This is a genomic window from Undibacterium sp. CCC3.4 (assembly GCF_034347425.1).
In the GTDB taxonomy this organism is placed as follows: domain Bacteria; phylum Pseudomonadota; class Gammaproteobacteria; order Burkholderiales; family Burkholderiaceae_D; genus Undibacterium.
The window spans coordinates 3,642,104-3,657,224 of the sequence record NZ_CP133779.1; the positions used below are offsets into that span (position 1 = coordinate 3,642,104).

The window sequence follows — 15,121 nt, forward strand, 5'->3', positions numbered from 1 at the left end:
AAACGAATCAATATGAATACTTCAGCAGAAAAATCCTTAAGCAAAGTCCCAGAGGTCACTCTCGTTTTCTGGATCATCAAGATTGCGGCCACCACGCTCGGTGAAACAGGTGGTGATGCCGTTTCGATGTCGATGAATTTGGGCTACCTGATTGGTACGGCCATTTTCTCGGCCATATTTCTGGTTGCGGTCTTTGCGCAAATCAAGGTCAAGTCCTTTCAGCCATTCCTTTACTGGACAACGATCATTGCAACCACCATGATCGGCACGACACTGGCTGATTTTGCAGACCGATCTCTTGGTATTGGATATGCTGGTGGCTCGGCCTTACTTATAGCTTTGTTGTTTGGTTCTTTGTTTATATGGCATCGAACGCTAGGCTCAGTTTCGGTCAGCACGGTCAGTTCGCCGAAGGCCGAAATGTTCTATTGGGTCACTATCATGTTTTCTCAGACCTTGGGAACGGCAATGGGAGATTGGACGGCCGATACGGCAAGATTGGGTTACACTGGCGGCGCCATTGTGTTCAGCGCATTGTTGGCCTTGCTTGTTGCATCTTACTATTGGACAAATGTATCGCGAACCCTACTTTTTTGGGCAGCATTCATTTTGACCCGCCCTCTCGGTGCTGTGGTAGGGGACTTTCTGGATAAGCCGCTCAGTGCAGGCGGGTTGGCCCTAAGTCGCTATTCAGCATCAGCAGCGCTTTTTGCTTTCATTCTGATCGCTATCTTGCTGTTCAAGCAACGTGCCGCTAGAACCGCGCATTGAGTATGTGACCACAAATAGCTACTAATATCCTTCAAATCCAGTCAAACATGAAAAATAACGTTTTTGCCCAATACGACAAACTGAGTAAAGCCTTCCATTGGGTTACCGCAATAATTGTTATCATTGCATTCATTTTGGGCCCCGGTGACTTTGGGCGTTTGCTGGATGAAGGTATTGACCCGGGTACAAGAATTGACATCGTATGGCACGAGTCCTTGGGCATTACCGTATTCACGCTCACACTTTTGCGCTTGTTATGGGTTGCTGTGCGTCCTGCTGCCCCGAGGATTCAGATGATTTCATGGATGCATCTCCTCGCCCGACTGATGCACATGGCATTGTGGGGATTGCTTTTTGCATTGCCGCTGACTGCGCTATTGGCATTGGGAAGTGAGGCACATCCTTTGACGTTGTTGGGTGGGTTTCGGATTAATGAACTGCCATTCATCGCAGACTCATATTTGGCAGGTCTTGCAGATTGGGGGGACGTACACAAGCTACTTGGCAATGCCATCATCTGGTTAGCCGGAGTTCATGCCTTGGCCGCCCTGTATCACCACTTCAAACTAAAGGATGGGGTCCTTTCTTCAATGCTACCTTGACAGGTAGAGAGCAAATTGAACGGGCATCCAGTAATAACAGAAGGAGGCAGAGTGCGAGTATTGCTGGTCGAAGACGACACCATGATTGGCGAAGCCATCGAAGGGGCATTGAGAGATGCTTCTTATGCGGCCGATTGGGTGAAGAACGGTCAAACCGCCCTCACAACATTGGCTTGCCAGTACTATGACCTGGTGTTGCTTGACCTTGGTCTACCCGGCAAGGATGGGCTGGAGGTACTGAACAGCATTCGCGCCAAAGACAATCCGGTTCCACTGCTCATCATCACCGCCCGCGACGGCCTTGATGACCGACTGCGCGGCTTGGATGGCGGGGCCGATGATTATTTGCTCAAGCCTTTTGCGATGGCCGAACTGCTGGCCCGCATGCGCGCGGTGCTACGACGTAAGGGGGGGAACGCAACGCCCGTGCTCAGTAACGGTGTCGTATCGCTCGATACGGCGACGCGGGAGGCGGCAGTCAACAACAGTGCCTCGGTGCAACTCTCCAACCGTGAGTTCGCCTTGTTGCAAGCCTTGTTGGTACGCCCCGGAGCCATTCTCTCGCGTAGCGATCTGGAAGACCGTATCTATGGATGGGGTGAGGAAGTCGAAAGCAACGCCGTCGAATTCCTGATCTATGCACTGCGGCGCAAACTGGGCAGCGAAGTCATCAAGAATGTCCGGGGGGTTGGATGGATGGTTTCAAAAAACGCTTGAACGAATCGGTTCAGCTCAAGCTGTCATTTTCGCTGTCGCTGATCATTTTGGTCATTGCGCTGGTGGCGGGCATTTTTTCCTTCGTATCCGCATTCGACGAAGCTCACGAACTGCAAGACGATATGCTGCGCCAAGTTGCAGCGCTGTTTGATCGGCAACACCTCCCGCTTGCCCATCTTGGAGACGATGGCCGCGCCAAAGACAGCGATGAAGAGTCCCGCGTCATCGTCCAATATCTTGCAGATGGCAGCAAGGCGGCCGGGAACGGCGATGCCGGAGTACCGCTGCCACTACCGATCACCCTACCCGATGGTCTGCATACGATTGATGTCAGCGGCGAGCCGTTCCGTGTGTTGGTCAAAACTACGTCCAGTGGCGAGCGGATCGCCGTGGCGCAAGAAACCGGCGTTCGCGATGAAATTGCACGCGGCAGCGCCTTGCGCACCTTGATGCCATTTCTTATCTTGGTTCCCATCCTGCTTTTGATCGTGGCTGACCTTGTGCGCAAGATGTTCCGGCCCATCGCTTCTTTGTCGGCGGAAATCGACCAGCGCGCCGAACAAGAATTGCATCCCATTGAGGAAAGCCATCTCCCTGCCGAAGTGCGCCCGTTCGTGGTGGCGATCAACCGTCTGCTTGCCCGCGTTGACCAGTCCATGGAAACCCAGCGCCGGTTTGTCGCGGATGCGGCGCATGAGCTTCGATCCCCATTGACCGCCTTGTCACTGCAAGCGGAGCGACTGGCCGAGGCGGATATGTCCGACCTGGCGCGCGAACGTCTCATGACATTGCGCCGAGGCATAGAGCGTGGCCGGAACCTGCTGGATCAACTTCTCACCTTGGCCAAGGCTCAGGCTGCACTTGACCGCCCCAAGTCGTCTGTATCGGTGCAGCACGTCTATCGACGCGTACTGGAAGACCTTATGCCTCTGGCCGAGGACAAGCACATCGACATTGGCGTCGAAGGAGAGCAAGACGTCCAACTCTGGGTGAACGAACTGGATGTAATTGCCGTAGTCAAGAACTTGGTCGATAATGCCATTCGCTACACGCCGGATGGTGGCAGGGTTGATCTTTCTGTCACCATGGAGGAAGGCCGTGCAATATTGCGAATCCAAGACTCAGGGCAAGGTATTCAAGTCGCAGAACGAGAGCGGGTGTTTGACCCGTTCTATCGCACTCTTGGGAGCGATCAAGTCGGATCAGGTCTGGGTCTTTCCATCGTCAAGGCCGTCACAGACCGGATTGGCGCTGAGATTAAACTAGGATTCTCAGACGAAGTGGCGCATTCCGGCCTGTGTGTCTGTGTGCTCGTGCCGCTGGCTAAAGCACTTTAAGGAAATACCCTTCGAGCTTTCGTCGAAGACCTGGTGGTTCCTTGGGTTATCCGGCCTGGCCACTGGCAAGCAAGGTCAAGATTGAGCCCGCCGGTATTTCTTTTCTGCACACCAAGCGAGTTAATTGGTAAAATGATATTGCTTTTCGCGCTCCTCCACCCTCTCCTAAATCGCTTGTTGATTTACCCGCTTCATCAATTCTTCCGCACTTTCCTTACGTTCACTGTAACGATCGACCAAATATGGCGAGCTGTTACGAGTCAGTAAAGTGAATTTCATCAATTCCTCCATGACATCCACCACGCGATCATAGTAAGCCGAGGGTTTCATGCGGCCGGCTTGGTCGAACTCCAAAAAGGCTTTGGCTACCGATGATTGATTGGGGATGGTAAGCATGCGCATCCAGCGCCCTAGTATGCGCAATTGGTTGACGGCATTAAATGATTGCGAACCGCCCGAGACTTCCATCACCGCCAAAGTTTTCCCTTGCGTTGGGCGCAGCGCACCAATCGATAGTGGAATCCAATCGATTTGCGCTTTCATGATGCCGGTCATCGCGCCATGTCGTTCTGGTGAGCACCACACCATGCCTTCTGCCCAGAGCGTCAAGGCTCGTAATTCTTGCACCTTAGGATGGTCTTCCGGAGCCGCATCTGGCAAGGGTAAATCTTGTGGGTTAAATACTTTTACTTCGCCGCCCATCGCGGTCAGTAAACGCGCGGCTTCCAGTGTCAGCAACTTGCTGTACGAGCGCTCACGTAAGGAGCCGTATAACAATAAAAATCGTGGCGCATGGGTGGCGGCTGTGGCAGAGGCGAAGTTTTCTGTTTCAGGGAGCTGGAATAAATCGGCCCGCAGATTGGGTAAGTCAGTGAGATTTTGTGACACGCGCGCCCTCGCTGTCGATAACTTTTTCGCCGTCTTCTTTGCTGAATTGTTTCAGTTGTGGCAAGGGCAGAATGTCCAGTACCAGCTCGGAAGGCCGGCATAATCTTACCCCGAGCGGCGTCACCACGATGGGTCGGTTAATCAGGATGGGATGCGCGAGCATTTGATCGACCAATTCCTCATCGGTCCAGTTCAAATCAGCTAATCCCAATTCTTCGTAGGGTGTGCCTTTCTGGCGCAAGAGTTCGCGTGCAGGCAGGCCCATTGCTGTGATTAAGGCTGTCAGTTCTTGTTTGCTGGGCGGATGTGTCAAGTACTCGATCACAGTTGGCTCTGCGCCAGTGTTGCGAATCAGGGCCAGCGTATTGCGTGAGGTCCCGCACTTGGGATTGTGATAGATCGTGATAGGCATAGCTGAATCCTTCAATTATTGTACGGCTTCGGTGAGCTTACTTGGATGCGCTGTAGGGTATAACCAGGTGAACAACACAGTTGCCGCTGCTGCGCCGCAAACTTGCGCTACGATAAAGCCGGCGGTGTCAGTTGGGCGTATCCCGGCAAAGGTATTACTTGCGGCTCGGGCCAAGGTAACCGCTGGGTTGGCAAATGAGGTCGATGAGGTGAACCAATAGGCTGCGGTGATATAGGCCGCCACGGCAAATGGCGTGACCGATGGCTGACTTCTGGAGGTGCTGATGATCACCGCGATCAGGCCAAAACTGGCCACAAATTCGCTCCCCCATTGCGCCCACCCGGTGCGGATATGCTCGGATGCGAAAAATACCGGCTCGCCAAACATTCCGTGCGCTATTGCAACACCGGCAAAGCCACAGACAATTTGTGTCGCGATATACGGTAGCACTTCTGCAGTGGGCATGTTTTTTTGCCAGGCTTGCGAGAGTGTCACGATAGGATTGAAATGGGCTCCGGAAATTGCGCCAAACATAAGAATAAGGGCAATCAAGCCAGCGCCAGTCGCTATCGCATTTGCCAACAAAGCAATCGCCACGTTGCCCCCGGCCAGGCGTTCCGCCATGATCCCGGAACCAACCACGACGGCGAGTAAAAAGGCGGTCCCTAAGCCTTCCGAAACCAGACGTTTTATGAGGCTCATACCTGCCCTACTTCAAGCGGATTACAGAGCGCGGTTGCGCAGGCAGGCGATGCCGGAGCGGGCAAACAAGGATTGCCGCCGCAACAGTTCTCTGTGAGGAAACTCAGCAAGCCATTCATGGTGTCAAAATTCGCCGTATAAATCATAAAGCGACCGTCTTGCCGCACATTTACCAGCTCGGCATGGCTCAGTTCTTTGAGATGGAAGGATAAGGAAGACGGGGGAATGCTTAATTGCGCACTGATTTTACTGGCGATTACACCTGCTGGACCGGCTTGTACCAACAAGCGGAACACGGCAAGCCTTGATTCTTGCGCCATCGCGGACAGCGCCGCGATGGCTTGTTTATTTTCCATGAGCATTTCTTTTATTAATAGTCGTTATTTCGATAATAATGGAATTATAGAAGTAAATAGTCTAGGCTGGTAAATATTTTTGCTTAAGCAAATCAAGGAATGCGCGCAACATGGGGGACTGGTTACTCTCCAAGTAGGCGACGGCGATACCCATGGACAGCTTCTTGTGCTGTTCCTTCATCTCGCGAAAAACGACGCCTTGGTATTTGACTTTTCGCAGCGACGCCGGGATCAGGGCGACGCCCTGCCCTTCAGCAATCAAGCCTAACAGTATGTGATGATAGTCTGGCTCCGGGATGACATGGGGCTGAAAGTCGATTTGATCGAAAAATGCTTGGCAATAGTCATAGAAGCCAGGATTGAGGCGGCGCTCGAACCAAAACATCGGTTCGCCGCGCAGCTCGTGGTAGTCAATTTTGCGCAGTTTGGCGAGGCGATGCGTGGCTGGTAAGGCGAGCACAAGGGGGTCATCAAAAATGATTTCCACTTTCAGATCCTGCGTATTGGTGTGCAGGCCTATGAAGGCGACGTCCATGCTGGCGTTTTTGAGGTCACGAACCAGCCGGATCGAATGCTTTCCGCTCGACACGATATGGCAATTGGGGAAGCGCTCACGCAGACGATCCAGCACGTCCGGAATCGCACTGTGGTCAAACACTGTCGTATAACCGACCACAAATTGCCCAGCGTCTGTTCCGCGCTCTGCCCTCGCTGCTGCCACCGCCTTTTCAAGCTGAGCCAGCGTGCGCCGCACTTCCGGCAGGAATGCTGTGCCGGCCTGCGTGAGGCAAACGCCAGTCGGCTGTCTGACAAACAGTTCTACTCCTAATTGGTTTTCCAATTGTCGGATTTGTCTGCTCAGTGGTGGTTGCGAGATGTGCAGACGTGCTGCTGCACGTCCAAAATGACGTTCTTCACTCACTGCCAGAAAATAGCGTAGCTGTCGTAGATCGATGGTTTCGTTCATACCGAAAAGGTATCACAAAAATGGTATTGGATACACTGCTGGCGAGCGCGCTACAGTAGTGGTTCGACTCACGGCAAAGGAAATGATGATGGAAAATACACATAATATCGATAACGAGCGCTATCTGCGGGGTTGGGCCAAGCTCAAGGAGGTCGATGGTCAAGCCGGTGAAAATGTGATCGAAAGTCTGCGCGACATCGCTCCTGACTTTGCACGCTTGCTGATCGAATTTCCCTTTGGCGACATCTATTCAAGGCCCGGACTCGATCTCAGAACCAGAGAACTGGCTGTGGTCGCGGCGCTGACCGCAATGGCTAACGCTGCCCCTCAGCTTAAGGTGCATATCCACGGCGCCCGCAACGTTGGCTGTTCGGAGCAAGAGATCGTCGAAGTTATCATGCAAATGGCCGTCTACGCGGGATTTCCGGCTGCACTCAACGGCCTGTTTGCTGCTAAGGAAGTGTTTGCGCATCAGCGGGCAGCAAATGCGGATGCGACTCCGACAGCGCCGGCGTGATGACGACAGGTCCTATTGCCTCTGCACTTCCCTAGCTCCATGCAGCAGCGAACTGCGCAGATGGGCGTGCTTGTCGTCGGGTTCAAATAAGCTCAGGCTCTCCATGGCACGCGTGATGCCGACGTAGAAGTAGCGTTTTTCTTCGGCTTTGTCATTGCGTCTCGGGAATTCATTTTCTTGCATATACGGTATCAAGACGTGCGGCCATTCTTGCCCCTTGCTGGCTGCCACCGTGGTCAGCGTGATTTGTCGTTCGGCTTTGGGACGTGCCCTGTACTTGGCTGCTTTCTCTTGGCGCGCAGCGAGTTCGAGCAAGAATTGGCCAGCATTTTGCTGTTGGAAGCGGGCGGCAAACGAGATGAAGCTGCGGATCGAGCGGCTCGCCGAATCCGCACGACCACGACTGATAAAGGCACGGCTGGTGGCATCTTTGAGGCGCAACCGGGTATTGATGTAGTTGAGCACTTCGAGCGCACTGCTTTGTTTGAAATCGGCTCTCAGCACTGCCACGGCGGCGGCAAACTGAGCCCGCCAACCGGCAACGGTGGTGCTGTCGTGCTCATTTTTCTTACATAAAACGCCATCGATAAAAAACGCCAAGGTTTCGGGGTCGCGGATGATGGTTTGGGTTGCTTGCTCTATCCATGAGAAGGCTTGCCCGGTGGTATTTTCGCTGTGGTAATCGGTTTGCCAGCGCTGATCGTGAATCGGTACGGAGAGGTAAAGCGTGAGTGCTGCAACCATGCGCTTGCAGGCATCACTGTCATTGCGCAAGGACGTAAAATCGTCGGCGACCAAATGCAAGAGCGCACGCAGCATGAGTATTTCGGGGCGCAGCAGGTAGCTGTCGAAGCCTTCGCAGTGGTAGGCCATGCCGCTGTCAAGAAAAGCATTTTCTATCGCCAAACTTTGGTCTGCCTCGCGCACAATGACTGCGATGTCGCCATAGCTGGTTTTGGCTTCTTCTTCAAAGATTTTTTTTATTTGCGTCACCACCAGCGTCGCGCAATGATTGGGGTCGTCCGGTGAGTAATTGACCTGACGGATCAGGGTGTGACTGCCGGGAATGGAGAGGCAGCTGCGCGGATGGATGGAGCGGCTTGCCATTCGGGAAAGCGCCGGGCCGAAGCGTTGGGTTTGGCTCAAGCTGAGCCGGGTCGCATCGGGAAAGCCGAGGTCGAAGCCAGTGGTGGAAAAATGCAGATCGGCACCGCGCGCGGTATGGATGGTTTGATCGCGATCGCCGACCACCAGCAGTCGCGCCGAGCGTTTAACTGTTTGTAATAGCGTGAATTCTGCCGCATTGACGTCATGCCACTCATCCACCAGAATTAAGGAAAACGCTTGAATCTGGGTGATAGCTTGGCTATGAATGCGCAGCATCAGCACCAGATCGGGTACGAAATCGGCTGCGGTTTGCCATAAAAAGTCGCCGGCGACGGCTTGCCTGCGCATTTCATAGGCGCGGCAGATTTCTATGGCGACGGCTGGCACATCAAACTCTTCGGCCAGCGCATCCAAGCATTCTTGACCGCAATCCTCTTCGTAAAATTGCAATGAGGATAAGGTTGACTTCAGTCTTGTCAATAAGAGCAGCAATTCTTCCAGCCGCTTGTTATCGTGTTCGAAAGCAAAATTGAAGTCACTGCCGTCGCCGCGTTGTTGGCAGCGCTCCCAAACACCGTTGGCAGCGGCAACGAGATGGTGGCGAATGCTCTCATCGTTGCGGTAAGTTTTAGGTCGCTCAAGGTAATTCAATTGTACCAAGCGCTGTATTTGGGTTTGCGCCCACTCCTCTATCGTCAATACCGAAATCCCGCGTGCCGCGCCCTCTTGCAGCAGTTTTTCGATCAAGCGTCCTTTCGCACCTTGGGTGAAACACAAAGCCAAAATTTTTGTCGGTGCCAATTGCGCATGCGCCGCCACCAGTGCCAGCGTGGTGGTTTTACCGGCACCGGCAACGGCTTCAATCAGCACGACCCGACTGGTATTGGAGACGATGATTTGTTGTTCTGTCGTCGGGGTGACCGGCATGGATGCTCTTTCGCGTAAAAATTGACTGTAAGAAAAAATACTCGAGCATTATTACTGATGCGACTGCATATGGCTATGGAATCCGTTATTGCTTGCTGGCGTGAACAACTAAGTGGCACCTTAGTGCCTTCAGGGTGGGAGGGTCGATCAAGGGCACTTTTTTTCTGTGAAATGAACACGTTCTGTTGCGCCGGAGCAGCACAGATATAAAAGGCGCGTACGCGGCAATGACGAATTGGGCGAATGGGTGGGCGCGTAATCGATCTAACTTGTGGGTAATGATCAGGCTTTTTTACACCTGAAACACCGTATACCTCGTCATTCCCGCGTGCTTTTGGCGGGAACCTAGTGTCGTTTTTTACACTGAAAATGCCACAATTTCTGGCATTTTCAGTTAACCACGAACGTCGCTGGATTCCTGCCAAAAGCACGCAGGAACGACGCGGCCACCAGTCGGGGTAATGATACCGACTCACTACCCTTTTGCGACAGCCTCTGAAGGCCGGGGTTTCAAACCATAGTCAGATTTTAGATGATTGTTTTTTTAATGTTAACCAGCGCTTTCTTTTTTTATAATGGCGCGCTGCTTTGAGCATCTGTGCCTTTAAGTCATTACTTTTCGCGCATCTCTGCATCCTTATGGCAAGCCCCGTCACGAGACATTGGAGAATGATCTTGCTACATCTAGCAACTGTTAAGCCCACTCATGTTGTTGCCACCAGCCACTCTCAGGTATTGCCTGAATCGGGGCCACTGAACACACTCAGCGCGGTCTCATCCGCGCCGCTGAACCCGGCTGCGTGTGGAGAAAAAGCCGAACAAGCACAGTCCTCCTGCGACCGGTTTACTGCCGCCATAGGCGGCATGCGTGCGCCGGGGAATTTTCATCCCCGTCAGGCAAATTCACTGCAGTATCAGGCCGCAGAAACGCTCAATCGCTGCTTGCTCAAGGGCGGTATGCACGCCCTCCTGACTGACAGCTTGAATACCGTGGCCTCGAAAGGAGCGCAACGGCTAACAAGAGTCGCACCCTATGCCGGCTACCTCGTTAAAAAAGAGGAAATAAGCGCCAGTCTGGACAGTAAAATATTGACAGCCTTACCGGAAGGCACACCCAGACACATCTATTATCAAAAAGTAGGCCCTGTGATGACCGCCGCTGTCAAGCACATGTTCATGGGCCTGAGCTATAGTTCGGACGGACTCGACGAGCGCTGCCAAGCGCAAGCAATGAGCCAATACGGCATTCGCTTGATGCAGTTGGAGCTGGCCTTGGAAGCGCACATCGCCTACATCGGAAGGCAATTCGATGCCGCGCTGGCAAGCCCCGATGTGACTGCGAGACCGGATTTACTGGATGTGTGGCGGACTGCTTACGCAACGCGGATCACTGCGATCGTCGATAGAGTCATGGAGCACGCGCTCATTAAGAAAATCCTCATGCTTGATGACGCCATACAGACTGGCACGGTCGGCTACGTAGACTTTATCTTCGGCACAGAGGTGGAGGTAGCGCGCACTCCGGCTGTCATGGCGCTACGTGAAAAACTGACCACGCTGATCATGGCGCTGCCGACCGTGCAACTGGCCCATCAACAGAACCGTGCTTCGGTCGAACAATACAGGACGCGCCATCCGGATGAGTGGATTCCACCTGCCGATTATCTTGCTAGAATAGAGCATGAGCATATCAGCGAGCGGGTTTCATCAAAAATAGGCGAGTTAATTATTGAAGCGCGCCGTAACGATCAGTCAGCTAGATTTCGTACCAGTCCTACAGACAATATCGAATAGTGCCGCTAAAATCCATTTCAACACCACCTCCTCATTCACTATTTTCTTTTAATAGAGCATGTACCCTCCCTACACTGAGTTTTCTGCGCGGCGTCGTTTATTGTTAGCACTGGCAAGCTTGCCGGCGCTGAGTGCTTGTGTCACTGGCGAACTGCCCGCCCCCTTTATGCCACCGCAACAACGATTCGCTGAACTCGAACGTGGAGTCGGTGGTCGCCTTGGCGTGTATGTGCTCAATACCGGCAACGGCACGGAGCTCGCTTATCGCGACAATGAACGCTTTCCATTGGCCAGTACCTTCAAAGTAATGCTAGGTGGCGCAATACTCGAACGCAGCCGTTACGAAGCTGGCTTATTACAGCAATTAGTAGACTATCGTCGTGATGATCTCGTCACTTACTCGCCGCAAACCGAAAAAAAACTGGCCACCGGCATGACGGTTGCCGAATTATGTGCCGCCGCCATCGGCTACAGCGATAATTCCGCCGCCAATTTACTCATGAAATTACTCGGTGGTCCGGCTGCCGTGACGGCTTACGCACGTTCAATCGGCGATCAAGAATTCCGCCTTGATCGCTGGGAAACCGAGCTCAACAGCGCCGTGCCTGGTGATTTGCGTGACACCACCACCCCGAGGGCGATGGCCACGAGTCTGAAAAAGCTTGTGCTCGGCGATGCCTTGCCCAAGGCAGAGCGTGAATTATTGAAACATTGGTTGATCAGCAATACCACCGGTGCGAACAAAATCCGTGCTGCGTTGCCGCCAAACTGGGTGGTTGGCGACAAAACTGGCGGCGCTGATTACGGCTCGACCAATGATGTCGCCGTAATCTGGCCGCCCGGTAAGTCTCCGCTCATCATTGCCTTGTACTACACGCAAGATAAAAAAGATGCCCCACTGCGTGACGGGATGCTGGTCGCGGCGACTCAAATCATTTTGTCCGTAATGCGGCCAAGCTGATCCTGCTTACTTAATGAGGTATGATAATATCGGCCATGGTAAAAAAAATCGCGTTCCTGCTAAGCCTCTGTATCCTGCTGCAATTAAGCTGGACGGTGGTGAGCGCGTATTGCCAGCATGAAAGTGGTCGCAGTGCCCAACACTTCGGTCATCATGCGCATCAACATCACGATGCCGATACCGATGGCGATGCGGACAGTAAATTGAGTCAATCGACGCCAGCTAATTCGGCCGCGCATGCCGATTGCGCAGCCTGCCCGCATGGTTCTTGGCTTAGTCACGAGCCCGACCCGCAGTATCTGGCTGGCTTGATGATGCAAATGAAAATCGCCGCGCCGCCGGCACAAACCGCACAAACCGATTCGGAGCAACCCGATCGCCCCAACTGGATCGCCCTCGCCTGAGTCCGGCGATCCATCTGTCACCCCTACTTGCCTTACGGCTAGCTTGAAGCCATGACCTGACAGGTCGTTGCCGGATATTTTCTTGTTTTTTTTCAGGAGTATCCTATGCAAAAATTTATATTGCCGCTGCATTTAGCGGCGCTGTTAGTGTGTCCACTCGCCGTGGCGGCGGAAGCTCCCGCCTCTGCCACATCGCCCTTAGCCGCAACAAGCCCACTGCGCGCCTTGAGCTTGTCTGCGGCAGTGCAAAGAGCGCTCGCGGCCAATCGTGAGATTTCGGCGGCCCGTCATGGTCTCGATGTCAGTGCCGGGGCCTTGCTGCAAGCAGGTTTGCGTCCGAATCCGGAACTCGGCATCACGGTGGAAGATGCCGGTCGTGCCGATAATCGTAGCACCACGGTGCAAATTACCCAAGCTTTGGAGTTGGCTGGCAAGCGTCCGGCACGGATTGCTCTGGCCCAAAGCGAGGCGGCCATCGCAAATAATGAACTGGCGATCAAAGCAGCGGAAATTCGCGCCACCGCGACGCGCGGTTTTTTCGACGTGTTGATTGCCGAAGAACGTCGCCGCTTGGCGCGCCACTCCTTCGATCTGGCTCGCAAGGTCAGAGAGACGACCGCCAAACAAGTCGCTTCAGGGAAAATTTCTGCGATAGAAGAAACCAAGGCGGGCGTGGCTGAAAGTGGTATTCGCATCGAGCTCAGTCAGGCTGACAGTGCCTTACTCGCAGCGCGTCAGCGTTTGGCCGCCAACTGGGGCGCACGTCAGGCCGATGATTTTGAACTCAGCGGCAGCTTCGATGATTTGCCCGAGCTGCCGAGCATGGTCGCGCTATCAGAGCGCCTTCGCGCAGCGGCAACGATGCAGCGTGTCCGCTTGGCGGTCGAGCAAGGGCAAGCCAATCTGCAATTGGAACGCAGCCGCCGCATCCCTGATCTGAGCGTCAGTCTGGGTGCCAAGCGCGAAGCCGAAACCGGGCGGCAACAAGCCTTGGTCGCCATTGCGATTCCGCTACCTTGGTCAGACCGGAATCAGGGCAATGTGCAGCAAGCCAGCGCGCGTTTGAATCAAGCCCGTGACCAGTTGGCCGTCAGCGAAAGTCTGCTCTACAGCCAACTGCAGCAAATTCACCAGCGCCTGAGTGTGGCCTTGGATGAACACAGCTTGCTGGAACGAGAAATTTTACCGGGTGCGCAACGCGCCTTTGAGATGACGCTCAAGGGCTTTGAATACGGCAAATTCAACTTTATTGATGTGTCCGACGCCCAGCGCTCCTTATTGTTGGCACAAGCGCAGCATCTGCGCAGTTTGTCCGATGCCCATCAAGCCGCCAGCGAGATCGAGAGCCTGCTGGCCGATCCGGCGCTGAGCCTGTACTCCACTATGCAAACCAAGGATACCTTATGACACGTTCTACTCGCGCCGGTATCGGCCTGTTGATCGCCCTGCTGTTGCTTGTTGCCGGCAGTCTGTTTTACTACTGGCGCACGCCTGCTGCCAGCCATGCTCGCGCAGGTAAAGAAGCGGCGCATGCGCATGCCGGTGAAGCAACCGCCCATGCCGGCGATGAACACGGCGCTCCCGCACGTGCGCCTAGCCAGGCCGAACACGCCGAAGAAGAAGTGGGAAAAATCACGATGAATGCACAAACGGCACAACAAAACGGTGTTGAATTTGCAGCGGTCGGCCCGATTGATCTCAAAACCAGCCTGAAATTGACCGGCGAAGTGCGCCTCAATCAAGATCGCGTGGTGCAAATCGTTCCGCGTTTGGCCGGTATCGTCGAGAGCGTGCACGTCAACGCTGGCGACCAAGTCAAAGCCGGGCAATTGTTAGCGGTGGTTTCCAGTCAGGCTTTGGCCGACCAGCGCAGTGAATTGCTGGCAGCGCAAAAACGCTATGCCTTGGCCGAGCGCAGTTTCGAGCGTGAAAAGAAATTATGGGATGAAAAAATCTCGGCAGAACAAGACTTTTTAGCCGCCCGCATCAGCTTGCAAGAGCTGGAAATCGGTTTGCGCAATGCCGAACAAAAACTCGCGGTTATTGGTGCTGGTTTGCCTCGTAACGAACAACATCTGGCGCGGCATGAGGTGCGCGCACCTATTAGCGGCACCATTACCGAAAAACAGATCGCGGTCGGCCAGTCACTCAAGGAAGACAGTGCCGTGTTTACCTTGGCCGATTTGGCGACGGTGTGGGTAGAGTTGACCATTCCTGCCGCTGATCTCGATCAAATTCGGCCGGGACAAAGCGCCGAAGTCAGCGCCCAATCGTCTGCTACCAGTGCCACTGGCAAGTTGAGTTTCCTCAGCCCGGTGGCGGGCCAACAAACCCGTCAAGCCTTGGCGCGCTTGGTGCTGCCGAACACAGAGCGGCGCTGGCATCCGGGCTTGACGGTACAGGTGGCGCTGGCATCGGGACAAAGCAAGGTGCCCTTGGCGATCAAGAATGAGGCGATTCAGCAGATAGAAAATCAGCCGCAGGTGTTTGTTCGTCAAGGAGACTACATCGTAGCCCGTGTGCTTAAGGCTGGCCGTAGCGATGGCCAGTGGACCGAGGTGTTGGGCGGGTTGCAAGCCGGTGAAAGCTATGTCACAAAGAATAGCTTTCTGATCAAAGCAGAGCTCGGCAAAGCCTCCGCTGCACATGAACACTAGGA

At 54.0% G+C, this 15,121-nt stretch carries 16 protein-coding genes; 10 read left to right on the forward strand and 6 right to left on the reverse strand.

Going from position 1 to position 15,121, the window contains the following annotated elements; all coding sequences use genetic code 11:
* Positions 1-12 precede the first annotated feature (12 nt).
* The 4 genes from RHM61_RS16360 to RHM61_RS16375 are packed head-to-tail and all read left to right on the forward strand — an operon-like array spanning position 13 to position 3,427.
* On the forward strand, positions 13-771 hold the full coding sequence (locus RHM61_RS16360; protein ID WP_322248354.1) for a hypothetical protein: 759 nt from the start codon (positions 13-15) through the stop codon (positions 769-771).
* A gap of 47 nt (positions 772-818) precedes the next feature.
* Positions 819-1,373 (forward strand): cytochrome b, encoded by a 555-nt coding sequence (locus RHM61_RS16365; protein ID WP_322248355.1) that lies wholly within the window; start codon positions 819-821, stop codon positions 1,371-1,373.
* A 51-nt stretch (positions 1,374-1,424) separates the two neighbouring features.
* Complete coding sequence (locus RHM61_RS16370; protein WP_322248356.1) at positions 1,425-2,090, forward strand: response regulator transcription factor; 666 nt, start codon at positions 1,425-1,427, stop codon at positions 2,088-2,090.
* Complete coding sequence (locus tag RHM61_RS16375) at positions 2,066-3,427, forward strand: ATP-binding protein (RefSeq protein ID WP_322248357.1); 1,362 nt, start codon at positions 2,066-2,068, stop codon at positions 3,425-3,427. The genes RHM61_RS16370 and RHM61_RS16375 overlap by 25 nt, the downstream gene beginning before the upstream one ends.
* A 165-nt stretch (positions 3,428-3,592) precedes the next feature.
* Here RHM61_RS16375 and arsH read toward each other — a convergent pair whose 3' ends face one another.
* The 5 genes from arsH to RHM61_RS16400 form a co-directional block, all read right to left on the reverse strand.
* Positions 3,593-4,315: an arsenical resistance protein ArsH gene (gene arsH / locus RHM61_RS16380; protein WP_322248358.1), complete on the reverse strand. Its 723-nt coding sequence runs from the start codon at positions 4,313-4,315 to the stop codon at positions 3,593-3,595.
* Positions 4,296-4,727: an arsenate reductase (glutaredoxin) gene (gene arsC / locus RHM61_RS16385; RefSeq protein WP_322248359.1), complete on the reverse strand. Its 432-nt coding sequence runs from the start codon at positions 4,725-4,727 to the stop codon at positions 4,296-4,298. Before arsC ends, arsH begins: the two co-directional genes overlap by 20 nt.
* Before the next feature lie 15 nt (positions 4,728-4,742).
* Positions 4,743-5,429 carry an MIP/aquaporin family protein gene (locus RHM61_RS16390; RefSeq protein ID WP_322248360.1) on the reverse strand — a complete coding sequence of 229 codons (687 nt, stop codon included), beginning with the start codon at positions 5,427-5,429 and terminating at the stop codon, positions 4,743-4,745.
* Positions 5,426-5,785, reverse strand: coding sequence for a metalloregulator ArsR/SmtB family transcription factor (locus RHM61_RS16395; RefSeq protein WP_322248361.1), 360 nt, complete (start codon positions 5,783-5,785; stop codon positions 5,426-5,428). Before RHM61_RS16395 ends, RHM61_RS16390 begins: the two co-directional genes overlap by 4 nt.
* A gap of 61 nt (positions 5,786-5,846) precedes the next feature.
* Positions 5,847-6,752 carry a LysR family transcriptional regulator gene (locus RHM61_RS16400; RefSeq protein ID WP_322248362.1) on the reverse strand — a complete coding sequence of 302 codons (906 nt, stop codon included), beginning with the start codon at positions 6,750-6,752 and terminating at the stop codon, positions 5,847-5,849.
* 88 nt (positions 6,753-6,840) lie between these two features.
* Between RHM61_RS16400 and RHM61_RS16405 the strand changes: the two genes are divergently transcribed.
* Positions 6,841-7,269 carry a carboxymuconolactone decarboxylase family protein gene (locus RHM61_RS16405; protein ID WP_322248363.1) on the forward strand — a complete coding sequence of 143 codons (429 nt, stop codon included), beginning with the start codon at positions 6,841-6,843 and terminating at the stop codon, positions 7,267-7,269.
* Positions 7,270-7,281: 12 nt separating this feature from the next.
* Here RHM61_RS16405 and RHM61_RS16410 read toward each other — a convergent pair whose 3' ends face one another.
* On the reverse strand, positions 7,282-9,303 hold the full coding sequence (locus RHM61_RS16410) for an ATP-dependent helicase (protein WP_322248364.1): 2,022 nt from the start codon (positions 9,301-9,303) through the stop codon (positions 7,282-7,284).
* A 675-nt stretch (positions 9,304-9,978) separates the two neighbouring features.
* On the opposite strand from RHM61_RS16410, the gene RHM61_RS16415 reads away from it, so the two are divergent.
* The 5 genes from RHM61_RS16415 to RHM61_RS16435 all read left to right on the forward strand — a co-directional run bounded on the left by RHM61_RS16415 (position 9,979) and on the right by RHM61_RS16435 (position 15,119).
* Positions 9,979-11,097, forward strand: a complete 1,119-nt coding sequence (locus RHM61_RS16415; RefSeq protein ID WP_322248365.1) for a hypothetical protein — start codon at positions 9,979-9,981, stop codon at positions 11,095-11,097.
* Between the two features lie 58 nt (positions 11,098-11,155).
* Positions 11,156-12,058, forward strand: a complete 903-nt coding sequence (gene bla / locus RHM61_RS16420) for a class A beta-lactamase (protein ID WP_322248366.1) — start codon at positions 11,156-11,158, stop codon at positions 12,056-12,058.
* 35 nt (positions 12,059-12,093) lie between these two features.
* Entirely contained in the window at positions 12,094-12,462 is a 369-nt protein-coding gene (locus tag RHM61_RS16425) for a hypothetical protein (protein ID WP_322248367.1), read from the forward strand.
* Positions 12,463-12,567: 105 nt separating this feature from the next.
* The gene (locus RHM61_RS16430; RefSeq protein ID WP_322248368.1) at positions 12,568-13,869 is read left to right on the forward strand and encodes a TolC family protein; all 1,302 of its coding nucleotides are present in this window, start codon (positions 12,568-12,570) and stop codon (positions 13,867-13,869) included.
* Positions 13,866-15,119 carry an efflux RND transporter periplasmic adaptor subunit gene (locus tag RHM61_RS16435; RefSeq protein ID WP_322248369.1) on the forward strand — a complete coding sequence of 418 codons (1,254 nt, stop codon included), beginning with the start codon at positions 13,866-13,868 and terminating at the stop codon, positions 15,117-15,119. Before RHM61_RS16430 ends, RHM61_RS16435 begins: the two co-directional genes overlap by 4 nt.
* The last annotated feature ends 2 nt before the right edge of the window (positions 15,120-15,121 follow it).

Bases quoted from the DNA above. Each gene is read 5' to 3' on its own strand.
- RHM61_RS16360 (WP_322248354.1), top strand. From the start codon at position 13: ATGAATACTTCAGCAGAAAAATCCTTAAGCAAAGTCCCAGAGGTCACT.
- RHM61_RS16365 (WP_322248355.1), top strand. From the start codon at position 819: ATGAAAAATAACGTTTTTGCCCAATACGACAAACTGAGTAAAGCCTTC.
- RHM61_RS16375 (WP_322248357.1), top strand. From the start codon at position 2,066: ATGGATGGTTTCAAAAAACGCTTGAACGAATCGGTTCAGCTCAAGCTG.
- arsC (WP_322248359.1), bottom strand. From the start codon at position 4,727: ATGCCTATCACGATCTATCACAATCCCAAGTGCGGGACCTCACGCAAT.
- RHM61_RS16390 (WP_322248360.1), bottom strand. From the start codon at position 5,429: ATGAGCCTCATAAAACGTCTGGTTTCGGAAGGCTTAGGGACCGCCTTT.
- RHM61_RS16395 (WP_322248361.1), bottom strand. From the start codon at position 5,785: ATGGAAAATAAACAAGCCATCGCGGCGCTGTCCGCGATGGCGCAAGAA.
- RHM61_RS16400 (WP_322248362.1), bottom strand. From the start codon at position 6,752: ATGAACGAAACCATCGATCTACGACAGCTACGCTATTTTCTGGCAGTG.
- RHM61_RS16405 (WP_322248363.1), top strand. From the start codon at position 6,841: ATGGAAAATACACATAATATCGATAACGAGCGCTATCTGCGGGGTTGG.
- RHM61_RS16410 (WP_322248364.1), bottom strand. From the start codon at position 9,303: ATGCCGGTCACCCCGACGACAGAACAACAAATCATCGTCTCCAATACC.
- bla (WP_322248366.1), top strand. From the start codon at position 11,156: ATGTACCCTCCCTACACTGAGTTTTCTGCGCGGCGTCGTTTATTGTTA.
- RHM61_RS16425 (WP_322248367.1), top strand. From the start codon at position 12,094: ATGGTAAAAAAAATCGCGTTCCTGCTAAGCCTCTGTATCCTGCTGCAA.
- RHM61_RS16430 (WP_322248368.1), top strand. From the start codon at position 12,568: ATGCAAAAATTTATATTGCCGCTGCATTTAGCGGCGCTGTTAGTGTGT.
- RHM61_RS16435 (WP_322248369.1), top strand. From the start codon at position 13,866: ATGACACGTTCTACTCGCGCCGGTATCGGCCTGTTGATCGCCCTGCTG.